The sequence below is a fragment of the Streptomyces sp. ISL-11 genome, assembly GCF_018614525.1.
Taxonomy (GTDB): Bacteria; Actinomycetota; Actinomycetes; order Streptomycetales; family Streptomycetaceae; genus Streptomyces.
In genome coordinates this window covers 25,587-41,805 of record NZ_JAGGOL010000100.1, presented here as the reverse complement: position 1 = coordinate 41,805, position 16,219 = coordinate 25,587, and the positions used below count along the sequence as shown (strand labels likewise).

The window sequence follows — 16,219 nt, the reverse complement described above, 5'->3', positions numbered from 1 at the left end:
CACGACACCGTCGAGGACACCGAGTACGGCCTGGACGACCTGCGCCGCGACTTCGGCGACCAGGTCGCCCTGCTCGTCGACGGCGTCACCAAGCTCGACCGGGTGCAGTTCGGTGAGGCCGCGCAGGCCGAGACCGTCCGCAAGATGGTCGTCGCCATGGCCAAGGACCCGCGCGTCCTGGTCATCAAGCTCGCCGACCGCCTGCACAACATGCGCACCATGCGCTACCTCAAGCGGGAGAAGCAGGAGAAGAAGGCCCGCGAGACCCTGGAGATCTACGCCCCGCTGGCGCACCGGCTGGGCATGAACACCATCAAGTGGGAGCTGGAGGACCTCGCCTTCGCGATCCTCTACCCCAAGATGTACGACGAGATCGTCCGCCTCGTCGCCGAGCGGGCTCCCAAGCGCGACGAATACCTCGCCATCGTCACCGACGAGGTCCAGGCCGACCTGCGGGCCGCCCGCATCAAGGCGACCGTCACCGGCCGCCCGAAGCACTACTACAGCGTCTACCAGAAGATGATCGTGCGGGGCCGCGACTTCGCCGAGATCTACGACCTGGTGGGCATCCGCGTCCTCGTCGACACCGTCCGCGACTGCTACGCGGCGCTCGGCACCGTCCACGCCCGGTGGAACCCGGTGCCGGGGCGGTTCAAGGACTACATCGCGATGCCCAAGTTCAACATGTACCAGTCCCTGCACACCACGGTCATAGGCCCCAGCGGCAAGCCCGTGGAGCTGCAGATCCGCACGTTCGACATGCACCGGCGCGCGGAGTACGGCATCGCCGCGCACTGGAAGTACAAGCAGGAAGCCGTCGCCGGCGCCTCCAAGGTCCGCACCGACGTGCCCAAGAACGCCGGCAAGAACCAGGACACCGTCAATGACATGGCCTGGCTGCGGCAGCTGCTGGACTGGCAGAAGGAGACCGAGGACCCGGGCGAGTTCCTGGAGTCCCTGCGCTTCGACCTCTCCCGCAACGAGGTCTTCGTCTTCACGCCCAAGGGCGATGTCATAGCGCTGCCGGCCGGGGCCACCCCGGTCGACTTCGCCTACGCCGTGCACACCGAGGTCGGCCACCGCACCATAGGCGCGCGGGTCAACGGGCGGCTCGTACCGCTGGAGTCGACCCTCGACAACGGCGACCTGGTCGAGGTGTTCACCTCCAAGGCCCCCGGCGCGGCCCCCTCCCGCGACTGGCTGGGCTTCGTCAAGTCACCGCGCGCCCGCAACAAGATCCGCGCCTGGTTCTCCAAGGAACGCCGCGACGAGGCCATCGAGCAGGGCAAGGACGCCATCGCGCGCGCCATGCGCAAGCAGAACCTGCCGATCCAGCGGATCCTCACCGGCGACTCGCTCGTCACCCTCGCGCACGAGATGCGCTACCCCGACATCTCCTCCCTCTACGCCGCCATCGGCGAGGGACACGTCGCGGCCCAGGGCGTCGTCCAGAAGCTCGTCCAGGCGCTCGGCGGCGAGGACGCGGCCACCGAGGACATCGAGGAGTCCGCGCCGATCCGCGGCCGCTCCAAGCGGCGCTCCAGCTCCGACCCGGGCGTCGTCGTCAAGGGCGTCGACGACGTGTGGGTGAAGCTGGCCCGCTGTTGCACCCCCGTGCCGGGCGACCCGATCATCGGCTTCGTCACCCGCGGCAACGGCATCTCGGTGCACCGCGCGGACTGCGTCAACGTCGACTCGCTCTCGCAGCAGCCCGAGCGGATCATCGACGTCGAGTGGGCGCCGACGCAGTCGTCGGTCTTCCTGGTGGCCATCCAGGTCGAGGCGCTCGACCGCTCCCGGTTGCTGTCGGACGTCACCCGCGTCCTGTCCGACCAGCACGTCAACATCCTCTCCGCCGCCGTGCAGACCTCCCGCGACCGGGTGGCCACCTCCCGGTTCACCTTCGAGATGGGCGACCCCAAGCACCTGGGGCACGTCCTGAAGGCGGTGCGGGGCGTGGAGGGCGTCTACGACGTCTACCGCGTGACGTCGGCGCGTAGGCCGTGACGCGAGCATGAGTAAGGGGCTCCGGCAATAGCCGGAGCCCCTTACTCATGTGCTCATGTCTAGCCGCCGAACTCCTCCAGGCCCTTCAGCGCCTGGTCCAGCAGGGCCTTGCGGCCCTCCAGCTCCTTGGTGAGCTTGTCGGCCTTGGCGTCATTGCCCGCGGCACGCGCCTTGTCCGCCTGCTCCTGGAGCTTGTCCACGGCCGCCTGCAGCTGCCCGGTCAGACCGGCCGCACGGGCCCGCGCCTCGGGGTTCGTACGCCGCCACTCGGCCTCCTCGGCCTCCTGGATCGCGCGCTCGACCGCGTGCATCCGGCCCTCGATCTTCGGGCGGGCGTCCCGCGGCACGTGGCCGACGGCCTCCCAGCGCTCGTTGACCGAACGGAACGCGGCCCGCGCCGCCTTCAGGTCCGTGACCGGGAGCAGCTTCTCCGCCTCGACGACCAGCTCCTCCTTGCGCGTGAGGTTGACCTGCTGCTCGGCGTCGCGCTCGGCGAACACCTCGCTGCGCGCCTGGAAGAAGACGTCCTGCGCGCCGCGGAAGCGGGTCCACAGGTCGTCCTCCGACTCGCGCTGCGCCCGGCCCACGGCCTTCCACTCGGTCATCAGCTCGCGGTAGCGCGCGGCCGTCGGGCCCCAGTCCGTGGACCCGGAGAGCGCCTCGGCCTCGGCGACCAGCTTCTCCTTGGCCTTACGGGCGTCCTCGCGCTGCGCGTCCAGCGACGCGAAGTGCGCCTTGCGCCGCTTGGAGAACGCCGAGCGGGCGTGCGAGAAGCGGTGCCACAGCGCGTCGTCCGCCTTGCGGTCCAGCCGCGGCAGGCCCTTCCACGTGTCGACCAGGGCGCGCAGCCGCTCGCCGGCCGAGCGCCACTGCTCGCTCGCGGCCAGCTCCTCGGCCTCGGCGACCAGCGCCTCCTTGGCCGTACGGGCCTCGTCGGACTGCTTGGCCTTGGCGGCCTTGCGCTCCTCGCGGCGGGTCTCGACCGTGGAGACGAGCTTGTCGAGCCGTGCCCGCAGCGCGTCCAGGTCGCCGACCGCGTGGTGCTCGTCGACCTGCGTGCGCAGGTGGTCGATCGCGGTCATCGCGTCCTTGGCCGAAAGGTCGGTGGTCCTGACCCGGCGTTCGAGGAGGCCGATCTCGACGACCAGGCCCTCGTACTTGCGCTCGAAGTAGGCGAGGGCCTCCTCGGGAGAGCCCGCCTGCCACGATCCGACGACCTTCTCGCCGTCGGCGGTACGCACGTACACCGTCCCCGTCTCATCGACGCGGCCCCATGGGTCGCTGCTCACAGCGCCTCCTCCACATGATGCCGGGGCCGGTGCGCGGCCCCTCGGGCATCGTCCACAGTTGTTCCGGCAGGGCCGCGCCCTGACCGGTCCGACGGCTTGATCGATTGAGTGTCGACCGGGTGCGTTGCAGCCGTCGGAGCAGGCACCCTACACAACGCCAACATAGGCGACCGGCGGCCCGGCTGTCCGTATCCCGCGCGACCGAAATTTCGCTGAACGGGCACGGAGAAGCCGGTCGGAGGCCACCGGCGCGACGTCAGGACTTGGTCACCGCCGCCTTGTTGATCACGACGGTGGCGTTCGGCGGGCCGTCGCCCCCGCCCGACTGCTCGCCCGCGGCGGCGATCTTCTTGAGCACCTTCATGCCTTCGGGGCCGATCTTCCCGAAAGGCGTGTAGTTCGGCGTCAACTGGCTGTCCTCGTACACCAGGAAGAACTGGCTGCCACCGGTGTCCGGACCGCGGTTGGCCATCGCGATCGTGCCCGCCGGATACGTACCGCCGTTGACGGCGGGGTCCTTCAGGTTCTCGTCCTTGAGGGTGTATCCGGGGTCGCCGGTGCCGGTGCCCTTCGGGTCGCCGCACTGGAGCACGGAGATGCCCGCAGGGGGCTTCGTCAGGCGGTGGCACCGGGTGTGGTCGAAATAGCCCTGGCCGGCGAGGAAGTTGAGCGAGTTGACCGTGTGCGGGGCCTTGGCCGCGTCCAGCTTGACGTCGATGGCGCCGCACGTGGTGTCGAGCTTCATCGCGTACGAGCCGGACTCGTCGATGCTCATCTCCGGCTCCGACTTCCACGTCTTCGCGGCCGGCGTGCCCGGAGCGGGCTTGGCGCACGGGTCCGGCCCCTTGCTCGGGCTCGGCGGTGTCGGGGCCGCGGCGTCGGCCTTGTCCTTCTTGTCGTCACCGGAGAGCGCCCCGGTGGCGAAGGCGGTCGCGCCCGCGGCGAGCACCACGGCCAGACCGGCGGCGATCACCGCGTTCCGGCGGCGCACCTTGCGCCGGGCCGCCTCGCGGCGTTCCTGCTGCCGTTCGAACTTCTCCCGGGCGAGTTGCCGCCGCCGCTGCTCGTTACTGGCCACCGGGTCGTCTCCTCGTGCCGTCTCGTCCGGGTCGTGAGCCCTGTGTTGCGCGTGTGCCCGTACCGTATACGGGTTCGCCGCGGCGGGAGTGCCGCCGGTAGGCTCTGTACCGGCTGAGATCCCCGCCAGGGGTTCCCCGCCGGTCCACTGCTGGAATTCCGCTGGTCGATCTTTAAGGACGAACGTGCTCATTGCCGGGTTCCCCGCCGGGGCCTGGGGGACCAATTGCTATCTGGTCGCCCCGGCCGCAGGCGAGGAGTGCGTGATCATCGACCCGGGCCACCAGGCCGCCCAGGGCGTCGAGGAAGCACTGAAGAAGCATCGGCTCAAGCCCGTCGCCGTCGTCCTCACCCACGGCCACATCGACCACGTCGCCTCGGTCGTCCCGGTGTGCGGTGCCCACGACGTTCCCGCCTGGATCCATCCCGCCGACCGCTACATGATGAGCGACCCGGAGAAGGCGCTGGGCCGTTCCATCGGAGCGCGGCTCATGGGCGAACTGACCGTGGGGGAGCCCGACGACGTCAAGGAGCTGACCGACGGCTCCCGGCTGGACCTGGCCGGGATGGAGTTCACCGTCGCGCACGCGCCCGGCCATACCAAGGGGTCGGTGACCTTCCGGATGCCTGAGACCTCCGACGTCCCGTCGGTGTTCTTCTCGGGCGACCTGTTGTTCGCCGGCTCCATCGGACGCACCGACCTGCCCGGCGGCGACCACGCCGAGATGCTCCAGTCGCTGGCCCGTGTGTGCCTGCCCCTGGACGACTCGACCGTGGTGCTGTCCGGCCACGGCCCCCAGACCAGCATCGGCCACGAGCGCGCCACCAACCCGTACCTGCGGGACCTGGCAGTAGCCGGCGACGACGCGCGACGCGGCCTCGGAAGCGGTCCTACCGCCGCTCCGCGACGAGGAATGTGACGATTTTTCCGTGAGTACCTTCAAGGCCCCCAAGGGCACCTACGATCTGACCCCGCCCGACTCGGCCGTCTACCTCGCCGTTCGCGAGGCCATCGCCGCGCCGCTCAAGCGCTCCGGGTACGGCTACATCGAGACGCCCGGCTTCGAGCAGGTCGAGCTGTTCTCCCGCGGCGTCGGCGAGTCCACCGACATCGTGACCAAGGAGATGTACACCCTCACCACGCGCGGCGGCGACGAGCTCGCCCTGCGCCCCGAGGGCACCGCCTCCGTGCTGCGCGCGGCGCTGGAGGCCAACCTCCACAAGGCCGGCAACCTGCCCGTCAAGCTCTGGTACTCCGGCTCGTACTACCGCTACGAGCGCCCGCAGGCCGGCCGCTACCGCCACTTCTCGCAGGTCGGCGCGGAGGCCATCGGCGCCGAGGACCCGGCCCTGGACGCCGAGCTGATCATCCTGGCGGTCGACGCCTACAAGTCGCTGGGTCTGCGCAACTTCCGGCTGCTGCTGAACTCGCTCGGCGACAAGGAGTGCCGCCCCGCCTACCGGGACGCCCTCCAGGAGTTCCTGCGCGCCCTCGACCTCGACGACGACACCCGCCGCCGCATCGAGATCAACCCGCTGCGCGTCCTGGACGACAAGCGCGAGACCGTGCAGAAGCAGCTCGTCGGCGCACCCATGCTCCGCGACCACCTGTGCGAGGCATGCAAGGCCTACCACGAGGAGGTCCGCGCGCTGCTGACCGCGGCGGGCGTGGCGTTCGAGGACGACGAGAAGCTGGTCCGCGGCCTGGACTACTACACCCGCACCACCTTCGAGTTCGTCCACGACGGCCTCGGCTCGCAGTCCGCGGTGGGCGGCGGCGGCCGCTACGACGGTCTCTCCGAGATGATCGGCGGCCCCGCGCTGCCGTCCGTCGGCTGGGCGCTCGGCGTCGACCGCACGGTCCTGGCGCTCAAGGCCGAGGGCATCGAGCTCGACCTGCCGGCCGCCACCCAGGTCTTCGCCGTGCCGCTGGGCGAGGAGGCCCGGCGGGTGCTCTTCGGCCTGGTGACCGAGCTGCGCCGGGCGGGCGTCGCCACCGACTTCGCGTTCGGCGGCAAGGGCCTGAAGAACGCCATGAAGTCGGCCAACCGTTCGGGCGCCCGCTTCGCGCTCGTCGCGGGCGAACGGGACCTGGCCGAGGGAGCGGTGCAGCTCAAGGACCTGGAGAGCGGTGAGCAGACGGCTGTCGCAATCGACGCGGTCGTGGGTGAACTCGTCGCCAGGCAGGGCTGATTGCGGGGTCCGTGGTGCAGAATGGGCGGCAACGACCGACTGATGGGATCAACGGCGCTATGACCACTTCGGCACTTGACCGTTCGGACACCGACGGCGCGGAGCGGGACGGGCCCGCCTCGGGCGCGGTGGGCGGCGGCCGGGCGTTCGCCTGGCTGCTGGTCGTCACCGGTGCGATGGGGCTGCTGGCGTCCTGGGTCATCACGCTCGACAAGTTCAAGCTGCTGGAGGACCCGACCTTCGTACCGGGCTGCAGCCTGAACCCGATCGTCTCCTGCGGCAACATCATGAAGAGCGAGCAGGCGCACGCCTTCGGGTTCCCCAACCCGATGCTGGGCCTGGTCTGCTACGGCGCGATCGTCGCGATCGGGCTGGCCCTGGTCTCCGGGGCCCGCTACCCCCGCTGGTACTGGCTGGGCATGGAGGCGGGCACGCTCTTCGGCGTCGGCTTCGTCACCTGGCTCCAGTACCAGTCGCTGTACGTCATCGGGTCGCTGTGCCTGTGGTGCTGCCTCGCCTGGGTCGCCACCATCGTCATGTTCTGCTACGTGACCGTGCAGAACATCCGCCACGGCTTCATCCCGCTGCCGGACGGGCCGCGGCGCGCGGTGCTGGAGTTCCACTGGGTGGTGCCGGTGCTGTGGATCGGCGTCATCGGCATGCTGATCCTCACCAAGTGGTGGGACTTCTGGACCGGCTCCTCCTGATCCTCCTCCGCTCTTCCCGACGCCGTCGGACCTCTCGGTCCGGCGGCGTTGTCTGGGGGCACCGCCCAGCGGTAGCTGGGGGAGGTGTGGCATAGGGTTTCGAACGTGGAACCCGACCTGTTCACCGCAGCCGCAGAGGACCGCCAGGAGAAAGACCCGGCGAGCAGTCCGCTGGCCGTCCGGATGCGCCCGCGCACCCTCGACGAAGTCGTCGGCCAGGGCCATCTCCTCAAGCCCGGCAGCCCGCTGCGGCGCCTGGTGGGGGAGGGGAGCGGCGGCCCCGCCGGACCCTCCTCGGTGATCCTCTGGGGCCCGCCCGGCATCGGCAAGACGACCCTCGCGTATGTCGTCAGCCAGGCCACCAACAAGCGCTTCGTGGAGCTCTCCGCGATCACCGCGGGCGTCAAGGAGGTGCGGGCCGTCATCGACGGCGCCCGCCGCGCCTCCGGCGGCTACGGCAAGGAGACCGTCCTCTTCCTCGACGAGATCCACCGCTTCAGCAAGGCCCAGCAGGACTCCCTGCTGCCCGCCGTCGAGAACCGCTGGGTCACCCTCATCGCGGCCACCACCGAGAACCCCTACTTCTCGATCATCTCCCCGCTGCTGTCGCGTTCCCTGCTGCTGACCCTGCAGGCGCTCACCGACGACGACCTGCGCGGCCTGCTGCGCCGAGCCCTCACCGACGAGCGGGGTCTCGGCGGGGCCGTGACCCTGCCCGAGGACGCCGAGGGTCACCTGCTGCGCATCGCCGGTGGTGACGCCCGGCGCGCGCTGACGGCCCTGGAGGCCGGGGCCGGGTCGGCCATCGCCAAGGGCGAGGGCGAGATCACCCTGGAGACGCTGGAGGACGCCGTCGACCGGGCGGCGGTGAAGTACGACCGCGACGGCGACCAGCACTACGACGTCGCCAGCGCGCTGATCAAGTCCATCCGCGGCTCCGACGTCGACGCCACGCTGCACTACCTCGCCCGGATGATCGAGGCGGGCGAGGACCCGAGGTTCATCGCGCGCCGGCTGATGATCTCGGCGAGCGAGGACATCGGCATGGCCGACCCCACCGCCCTGCAGACGGCGGTCGCCGGCGCCCAGGCCGTGGCGCTGATCGGCTTCCCCGAGGCCCGGATCGTGCTGGGCCAGGTGGCCGTGGCGCTCGCGCTCGCGCCCAAGTCCAACGCCGCGTACCTCGCGATCGACGCGGCTCTGGCGGACGTCCGCGCGGGCCTCGCCGGACCCGTGCCCCCGCACCTGCGCGACGGTCACTACAAGGGCGCGGCGAAGCTCGGCCACGCGCAGGGCTATGTCTACCCCCACGACGTCCCGGGCGGGATCGCCACGCAGCAGTACGCGCCGGACGCGGTCCACGGCAAGCGGTATTACGAACCGACGCGGTACGGGGCGGAGGCGCGGTACGCGGATGTGGTGGAGCGCGTACGGGGTCGCCTGCGCGGCGAGCAGTCTCCCTCTGGGGAGTGACTCTCCGGGGCCGGGCCCCGGGCCCTTTCCGCGCTGCGCGCGGTGTCCTCAAGCACCGGACGGGCTCTATTTCCCGGTCAGCCCAGCGCTGATTCGAACAGTGTGCGCATCGCCCTGCGGAGTTGCGTGATGTTCTGTACCGGCTCGGGGAATTCGAACCGCGCGTCGAAGGACCTGTCCGCCGTGGTCCCCGTGCCGCTCTCCGTGAAGCGCACCCGCAGTCCGAAGCGGTCCAGTGCCAGCGGTACGGCCCGGTCGCGCTCGGCGAGCGGGCCGCGCTCGCCCAGCAGCGTGCCCAGGCAGCGCACCTGGTCGCCGTGGGCGGAGTGCAGGTGCTGGAGCAGCTCCGCCTCGTGCGCGACGAGCGGGTCGGGCGTCGCGCGGGCGAAGTCCTCCGCCTCGACGCTCTCCGCGCCCCACAGGTCGTCGACGCTGGTGTCGCCGACCTCCAGCCGCAGCATCATCCGGCCGGGCTCGGTCACGCCGGGCACGCAGGTGAGCCAGCCGGAGACCCAGGCCCGGCCCCGGATGCGGCTGGGCACGGCGACCGGTGCGACGTCGGTGAGCTCCAGCACGGCCGCCAGCTCGTCGTCCTGCGCGTGGGTGGCGGCCCGTACGGCGGGGGAGTCGGCGGGGAAGACGAGGAAGATCTCACCGTCGGGGCCCACGCTGCGCGCCTCGGGCGTCAGCAGGTCGGGCCGGGTGCAGGGGGTGACGCTCAGCCCTGGAATGAGCAGCACGGCGGAGCATGTACTCTGTACGAGAGTTCGTGTGCGCTCGGCTGCTGACGGCATCCGCGCGATTTCTAGCCCGCTGGGACGCGGCAGACCATGAGCTGATCGGACCTCCGTCGAGTCGATGCCTTGAGCTGCGTCGACATTCTCGTCTGTGTTGTCTGTGACGCGCGTGGTTTTCCCAGGGCGAGACATGCGATCTCCTTGAGTAAGGTGAGCCTAACCTAACCTACAACGGAGGTCTGGAGAACGTGCCTAACCAGTCGCGTCCCAAGGTCAAGAAGTCCCGTGCGCTCGGTATCGCGCTGACCCCGAAGGCTGTCAAGTACTTCGAGGCCCGCCCCTACCCGCCGGGTGAGCACGGCCGCGGCCGCAAGCAGAACTCGGACTACAAGGTCCGTCTGCTCGAGAAGCAGCGTCTGCGCGCCCAGTACGACATCAGCGAGCGCCAGATGGCCCGCGCCTACGACCGTGCCAAGAAGGCCGAGGGCAAGACGGGCGAGGCTCTGGTCATCGAGCTCGAGCGCCGCCTCGACGCGCTGGTCCTGCGTTCGGGCATCGCCCGCACCATCTACCAGGCCCGCCAGATGGTCGTCCACGGCCACATCGAGGTCAACGGTGGCAAGGTCGACAAGCCGTCCTTCCGCGTCCGTCCCGACGACGTCGTGATGGTCCGCGAGCGCAGCCGCACCAAGCCGCTGTTCGAGGTCTCCCGCGCCGGTGGCTTCGCCGCCGACGGTGAGACCCCGCGCTACCTCCAGGTGAACCTCGCGGCGCTGGCGTTCCGTCTGGACCGCGAGCCGAACCGCAAGGAGATCCCGGTGATCTGCGACGAGCAGCTCGTCGTCGAGTACTACGCCCGCTGATCCAGCGGCAGTAGCGCTCCACCGAGTCGCTTCGCTCAGCCCGTCGTCTCCCCGGCCCCCGTGGCCGGCGAGCCGGCGGGCTCGTGCGTTTCCCGGGCCCGGGGGCGTACGGACTCCCGCGCGCCCGGCAGCGCCGCCCGGCCCGCCCGGGGATCGCCCAGGGCCCGCGCCGTCGCCTCGTCCAGGTCCAGCAGGGCGCCCTCGCGCAGACATTCCTCGTAGCGCCGCACGCCGAGCCGCTCCCGCAGCCGCCGCTCGCACAGCGCGTGCGGGGCGTTGAAGAACCGCGAACCGAACAGCGGCAGCCCCACCGACCGCCACAGCCGCCCCGCCGCGCCCTGGAGCACCGCGGCCTCCACCGCGCCGGCCTCCGAGCCGCTCTCCTCCCAGGTCACCAGCGCCAGCAGCTCGATCGCCAGGACCGCGCCCACCAGGTCGTGGAAGGCGTGATCGATGGCCAGGCACTCCTCCAGCAGCACCCGGGCGCCGGCCGGGTCACCGCCGCTCCAGGCCGTGAAGCCCAGCACGTACAGCGCGTAGGCCAGCGCCCAGCGCTCGCCGTGCTCCCCGCAGACCTCGCGCACCTCCTCGCACAGCTTCACCGCGCCCGCCGGATCGCCCTGGAAGGCGATGGCCATCGCCAGCTCCACCTGGCCCATCAGCACATTGCTGTTGAGCTCGCCGAGCTCGCGGTAGCGGGCCAGGGCGGTACGCAGCAGCTTCTCCGCGCGCGGCATGTCGTCCGAGACCAGCGCCAGACAGCCGGTGCGGTGCTCGGCGTACGCCAGCGCCCGGGCGTTGCCGGTGCGCTCGGCGGCGTCCCGGCACTCCTCCAGCGCCGCCACGGCGCCGGCCGGATCGCCCTGGAGCACCGCCACATGGCCGACCACCCACAGGGCCTTGAGCCGGGTCTCCTCGGTGGCCGCGTTGTCGGCGGGCACCTCCAGCGCCCGGTCCAGCCAGTGCCGGCCCTCCGCGAGCCGGCCGCAGCCCACCCAGCAGAACCACAGCGACCCCGCCAGGTACTGGCCGATGTGGGCCTCTCCGCTCGCCTCCAGGCTGTAGTCCAGCGCGAGGCGGAGATTGGGCAGCTCGGCCTCGACGCGGGCGGCCACCTCCGTCTGCCGCGGGCCGAACCAGTCCAGCTCGCACCACGTGGCCAGGCCCATGTACCAGTCGCGGTGGCGGCGCCGCATCCGCTCGGTGTCGCCCAGCGCGTCCAGCCAGCCGGCCCCGTACATCCGCACGGTGTCCAGCAGCCGGTAGCGCGGCCCCAGGCCGGTGTCCTCGCGGACGACCACCGACTGCGCCACCAGCTCGCTCAGGACGTCCAGCAGGTCCTCGGCGGGCAGCTCCGGGCCCGAGCAGACGTATTCCGCCGCCTCCAGGTCGAACAGGCCCGCGAAGACCGTCAGCCGCGCCCACAGCAGCCGCTCGGCGGACGTGCACAGCTCATGGCTCCAGCCGATGGCCGTCCGCAGCGTCTGATGGCGCGGCAGCGAGCCCCGGACGCCGCCGGTCAGCAGCCGGAACCGGTCGTCCAGGCGCTCCAGCACCTGCCCGACGGACAGTGCGCCCAGCCGCGCGGCCGCGAGCTCCAGGGCCAGCGGGATCCCGTCGAGCCGCCGGCACAGCTCGGCCACCGCGCCGGCCTCCGCCGGCCCCGGCCGCGAGCGCGGCCGGGCCGCCGCGGCCCGGTCCTCGAACAGCGCGGCGGCCTCCGGCCCGGGCAGCGGCGGCAGCGGGAAGACCTGCTCACCGGCGATCTCCAGGGGCCGCCGGGACGCCACCAGGACCCGCAGTCCCGGCGCCCGCCGCAGCAGGTCGCGCACCAGCGGCGCGCAGTCCTCCACGAGGTGCTCGCAGCCGTCGAGGACGAGCAGCAGGCGGCGGTCCGCGAGGTGGTCCAGCAGGCAGGCGCGGGGCGGGCGGACCGTGTGGTCGGTGAGGCCGAGCGCGGCGGCGAGGGCGTGGTCCAGCAGGGCGGGGTCGGTCAGGGCCGACAGCTCGGCCAGCCACACCCCGTCGAAGAAGCGATCCTGCACAGCCGCGGCGAGCCGGGCGACCACCCGTGACTTGCCGACGCCGCCGACCCCGGTGACCGTGACCAGCCGCGACCGCTCCAGCCGCTCCGCCAGCTCCTCCAGCTCGCCGTCCCGGCCGATGAACCGGCTGAGCTCCGCGGGCAGATTGCCCGGCGGTGCGGACCGGTGCGGGACCGGTGCGGCGCCGTGGGACGGGGGACCGGAGAGCGGGAAGCCGGAGAGCTGTGACATGGCACACAGAGCGTACTGATGAGTGTGCGCACCGTAAACTCCGCCTGCCGGAACCCCGCTCCGCCCAGCGACAATGCGGTACGGCTGCCGGAGCCCGGCGCGATAAGGTCGTACTGCAAGAGCAGGCAAGCGACGACGACCAGCAGGGAGCGGTGCAGCGTGTCCGGTGGAGAGGTGGCCGGGATCCTCGTGGCCGTCTTCTGGGCGATCCTTGTGTCCTTCATCGCCCTGGTGCTGGTGCGCCTCGCGCAGACGCTGAAGGCCGCCACCAAGCTGGTGGCCGACGTCAGCGAACAGGCCGTGCCCCTCCTCGCCGACGCCTCCGCGACCGTACGCTCCGCCAACACCCAGCTCGCCCGCGTCGACTCGATCGCCGCGGACGTCCAGGAGGTCACGGCGAACGCCTCCGCGCTCTCCTCGACCGTCTCCTCCGCCTTCGGCGGACCGCTGGTCAAGGTCGCCGCGTTCGGCTACGGCGTGCGCCGCGCGATCGGCCGCAAGGCCGAGCCGGCGCCCAAGGGCTCCGTGTTCGCCGGCAAGTCCCTGCCGTCCGCCCGGCGCGGCAGCCGCCGCACCCGTGGGAAGGGTTGACCCCAGAAATGTTCCGCCGCACCTTCTGGTTCACCACCGGTGTCGCAGCCGGTGTCTGGGCCACCACCAAGGTCAACCGGAAGCTCGCCAAGCTCACCCCGGAGAGCCTCGCGCTCCAGGCGGCCGACCGCGCGGTCGTCGCGGGCCGCCGGGTCAAGCTCTTCGCCCTCGACGTACGCGACGGCATGGCGCACCGCGAGGCGGCCCTGAAGGACGCGCTCGGCCTCACCGCGGTGCCCGGACCGGACCACCGCGAACTCCCCGAGCAGCGCCGCCTGGCCGCCCTCGAACAGCAGCACACCTACCACTTCACCCGGAATGAGGACCACTGATGGAGTCGGCTGAAATCCGCCGCCGCTGGCTGCGCTTCTTCGAGGAGCGCGGGCACACCGTCGTGCCGTCGGCGTCGCTCATCGCGGACGACCCGACGCTGCTCCTGGTCCCCGCGGGCATGGTCCCCTTCAAGCCGTACTTCCTCGGCGAGGTCAAGCCGCCCTTCCCGCGCGCCACCAGCGTGCAGAAGTGCGTCCGTACGCCGGACATCGAAGAGGTCGGCAAGACCACCCGCCACGGCACGTTCTTCCAGATGTGCGGCAACTTCTCCTTCGGCGACTACTTCAAGGAAGGCGCCATCAAGCACGCCTGGGAGCTGCTCACCAGCTCCGTGGCGGACGGTGGCTACGGCCTGGAGCCCGAGAAGCTCTGGATCACCGTCTACCTGGAGGACGACGAGGCCGAGCGCATCTGGCGCGACGTCATCGGCGTCCCCGCCGAGCGCATCCAGCGCCTGGGCAAGAAGGACAACTACTGGTCCATGGGCGTCCCCGGCCCGTGCGGTCCCTGCTCCGAGATCAACTACGACCGTGGCCCCGAGTTCGGTGTCGAGGGCGGCCCGGCCGTCAACGACGAGCGGTACGTGGAGATCTGGAACCTGGTCTTCATGCAGTATGAGCGCGGTGCCGGCGAGGACAAGGAGGACTTCCCGATCCTCGGCGACCTGCCCAGCAAGAACATCGACACCGGCCTCGGTCTCGAACGCCTGGCGATGATCCTGCAGGGCGTGCAGAACATGTACGAGACCGACACCCTGCGCGTCGTCATGGACAAGGCCACCGAGCTCACCGGTGTCCGCTACGGCGCCGCCCACAGCACCGACGTGTCGCTGCGCGTGGTCGCCGACCACATGCGCACCTCCGTCATGCTCATCGGCGACGGCGTCACCCCCGGCAACGAGGGCCGCGGCTACGTACTGCGCCGCATCATGCGCCGTGCCGTCCGCAACATGCGCCTGCTCGGCGCCACCGGCCCGGTCGTCGCCGAGCTGGTCGACGTCGTGCTCAAGACGATGGGCGAGCAGTACCCGGAGCTGCTCACCGACCGCAAGCGCATCGAGACCGTCGCCCTCGCCGAAGAGGCCGCCTTCCTCAAGGCCCTCAAGGGCGGCACCAACATCCTCGACACCGCCGTCTCCGACACCAAGGCCGCCGGCGGCACGGTCCTCGGCGGCGACAAGGCGTTTCTGCTCCACGACACCTGGGGCTTCCCGATCGACCTCACCCTGGAGATGGCCGCCGAACAGGGCCTGTCCGTGGACGAGGACGGCTTCCGGCGCCTGATGAAGGAGCAGCGGGAGCGGGCCAAGGCCGACGCCAAGGCCAAGAAGACCGGCCACGCCGACCTGTCCGCCTACCGCGCGCTGGCCGACACCGCCGGCGAGACCGACTTCACCGGTTACTCCCGCACGGAGAACGAGGCCACGGTCGTCGGCCTGCTCGTCGACGGCGTGCCCTCGCCCGCCGCCACCGAGGGCGACGAGGTCGAGGTCGTCCTGGACCGCACCCCCTTCTACGCCGAGGGCGGCGGCCAGCTCGCCGACCAGGGCCGGATCCGGCTCGACAGCGGCGCCGTCATCGAGGTCCGCGACGTGCAGAAGCCCGTACCGGGCGTCAGCGTCCACAAGGGCGTCGTCCAGGTCGGCGAGGTCACCGTCGGTGCCTCCGCCCACGCCGTGATCGACGTCGCGCGCCGCCGGGCCATCGCCCGCGCCCACAGCGCCACCCACCTCACCCACCAGGCGCTGCGCGACGCGCTGGGCCCGACGGCCGCCCAGGCCGGCTCGGAGAACTCGCCCGGCCGCTTCCGCTTCGACTTCGGCTCCCCGGCCGCCGTGCCCGGCACCGTCCTCACGGACGTCGAGCAGCGGATCAACGAGGTCCTCTCGCGGGAACTCGACGTCCAGGCCGAGGTCATGAGCATCGACGAGGCCAAGAAGCAGGGCGCCATCGCCGAGTTCGGCGAGAAGTACGGCGAGCGCGTGCGCGTGGTGACCATCGGCGACTTCTCCAAGGAGCTGTGCGGCGGTACGCACGTCGCGAACACCGCCCAGCTGGGTCTGGTCAAGCTCCTCGGCGAGTCCTCGATCGGCTCCGGCGTGCGCCGCGTGGAGGCCCTGGTCGGCGCCGACGCGTACAACTTCCTGGCCAGGGAGCACACGGTCGTCGCCCAGCTCACCGAGCTGGTCAAGGGCCGCCCGGAGGAGCTGCCGGAGAAGATCTCCGGGATGCTCGCCAAGCTCAAGGACGCCGAGAAGGAGATCGAGCGCTTCCGCGCCGAGAAGGTGCTCCAGGCCGCCGCCGGGCTGGCCGAGGGTGCCAAGGACGTCCACGGCACCGCCCTGGCCGTCGGCCGGGTGCCGGACGGCACCGGCGCCGACGACCTGCGCAAGCTGGTCCTCGACGTCCGCGGCCGGATCCAGGGCGGCCGTCCCGCCGTCGTGGCCCTGTTCACGGTGGTCAACGGCCGTCCGCTGACCGTCATCGCCACCAATGACGCCGCGCGCGAGCGTGGCCTCAAGGCCGGCGACCTGGTGCGCACGGCCGCCAAGACCCTCGGCGGCGGAGGCGGCGGCAAGCCGGACGTCGCCCAGGGCGGCGGCCAGAACCCGGACGCCGTCGGCGAGGCCATGGCCGCCGTCGAGCGCCTCGTCGCGGAAGCGGCCTGACCGCC

At 71.4% G+C, this 16,219-nt stretch carries 13 protein-coding genes; 9 read left to right on the top strand and 4 right to left on the bottom strand.

What is annotated here, in order from left to right; translation table 11 throughout:
• A partial coding sequence (locus tag J7E86_RS20925) for a bifunctional (p)ppGpp synthetase/guanosine-3',5'-bis(diphosphate) 3'-pyrophosphohydrolase (protein WP_251019438.1) occupies window positions 1–2,007 on the top strand: 2,007 nt, incomplete at its 5' end.
• 59 nt (window positions 2,008–2,066) lie between these two features.
• Here the strand turns inward: J7E86_RS20925 and J7E86_RS20920 are convergent.
• Together J7E86_RS20920 and J7E86_RS20915 are read right to left on the bottom strand one after the other, a co-directional pair.
• A complete protein-coding gene (locus J7E86_RS20920) occupies window positions 2,067–3,296 on the bottom strand; it encodes a DUF349 domain-containing protein (RefSeq protein ID WP_215083257.1) in 1,230 nt (409 codons plus the stop codon).
• Window positions 3,297–3,552: 256 nt separating this feature from the next.
• Window positions 3,553–4,374: a peptidylprolyl isomerase gene (locus tag J7E86_RS20915; protein WP_215083256.1), complete on the bottom strand. Its 822-nt coding sequence runs from the start codon at window positions 4,372–4,374 to the stop codon at window positions 3,553–3,555.
• A 184-nt stretch (window positions 4,375–4,558) separates the two neighbouring features.
• Between J7E86_RS20915 and J7E86_RS20910 the strand changes: the two genes are divergently transcribed.
• The 4 genes from J7E86_RS20910 (at window position 4,559) to J7E86_RS20895 (ending at window position 8,746) form a co-directional block, all read left to right on the top strand.
• Window positions 4,559–5,293 carry an MBL fold metallo-hydrolase gene (locus J7E86_RS20910; protein WP_215083255.1) on the top strand — a complete coding sequence of 245 codons (735 nt, stop codon included), beginning with the start codon at window positions 4,559–4,561 and terminating at the stop codon, window positions 5,291–5,293.
• A gap of 10 nt (window positions 5,294–5,303) precedes the next feature.
• A complete protein-coding gene (hisS, locus tag J7E86_RS20905) occupies window positions 5,304–6,566 on the top strand; it encodes a histidine--tRNA ligase (RefSeq protein ID WP_215083254.1) in 1,263 nt (420 codons plus the stop codon).
• A gap of 59 nt (window positions 6,567–6,625) precedes the next feature.
• Complete coding sequence (locus tag J7E86_RS20900) at window positions 6,626–7,273, top strand: vitamin K epoxide reductase family protein (RefSeq protein WP_215083253.1); 648 nt, start codon at window positions 6,626–6,628, stop codon at window positions 7,271–7,273.
• 105 nt (window positions 7,274–7,378) lie between these two features.
• Window positions 7,379–8,746: a replication-associated recombination protein A gene (locus J7E86_RS20895; RefSeq protein WP_215083252.1), complete on the top strand. Its 1,368-nt coding sequence runs from the start codon at window positions 7,379–7,381 to the stop codon at window positions 8,744–8,746.
• 77 nt (window positions 8,747–8,823) lie between these two features.
• Here J7E86_RS20895 and J7E86_RS20890 read toward each other — a convergent pair whose 3' ends face one another.
• Complete coding sequence (locus J7E86_RS20890) at window positions 8,824–9,540, bottom strand: DUF2470 domain-containing protein (protein WP_215083251.1); 717 nt, start codon at window positions 9,538–9,540, stop codon at window positions 8,824–8,826.
• A gap of 191 nt (window positions 9,541–9,731) precedes the next feature.
• Between J7E86_RS20890 and rpsD the strand changes: the two genes are divergently transcribed.
• Window positions 9,732–10,346 carry a 30S ribosomal protein S4 gene (rpsD, locus tag J7E86_RS20885; protein ID WP_215083250.1) on the top strand — a complete coding sequence of 205 codons (615 nt, stop codon included), beginning with the start codon at window positions 9,732–9,734 and terminating at the stop codon, window positions 10,344–10,346.
• A 35-nt stretch (window positions 10,347–10,381) separates the two neighbouring features.
• Here rpsD and J7E86_RS20880 read toward each other — a convergent pair whose 3' ends face one another.
• Entirely contained in the window at window positions 10,382–12,622 is a 2,241-nt protein-coding gene (locus tag J7E86_RS20880; RefSeq protein WP_215083249.1) for an AAA family ATPase, read from the bottom strand.
• 174 nt (window positions 12,623–12,796) lie between these two features.
• Here J7E86_RS20880 and J7E86_RS20875 point away from each other — a divergent pair, with 174 nt between their 5' ends.
• The 3 genes from J7E86_RS20875 to alaS are packed head-to-tail and all read left to right on the top strand — an operon-like array spanning window position 12,797 to window position 16,214.
• Entirely contained in the window at window positions 12,797–13,213 is a 417-nt protein-coding gene (locus J7E86_RS20875) for a DUF948 domain-containing protein (protein ID WP_215083258.1), read from the top strand.
• 8 nt (window positions 13,214–13,221) lie between these two features.
• Window positions 13,222–13,545 (top strand): DUF6167 family protein, encoded by a 324-nt coding sequence (locus J7E86_RS20870; protein ID WP_215083248.1) that lies wholly within the window; start codon window positions 13,222–13,224, stop codon window positions 13,543–13,545.
• On the top strand, window positions 13,545–16,214 hold the full coding sequence (gene alaS, locus J7E86_RS20865; RefSeq protein WP_215083247.1) for an alanine--tRNA ligase: 2,670 nt from the start codon (window positions 13,545–13,547) through the stop codon (window positions 16,212–16,214). The genes J7E86_RS20870 and alaS overlap by 1 nt, the downstream gene beginning before the upstream one ends.
• Window positions 16,215–16,219 lie beyond the last annotated feature (5 nt).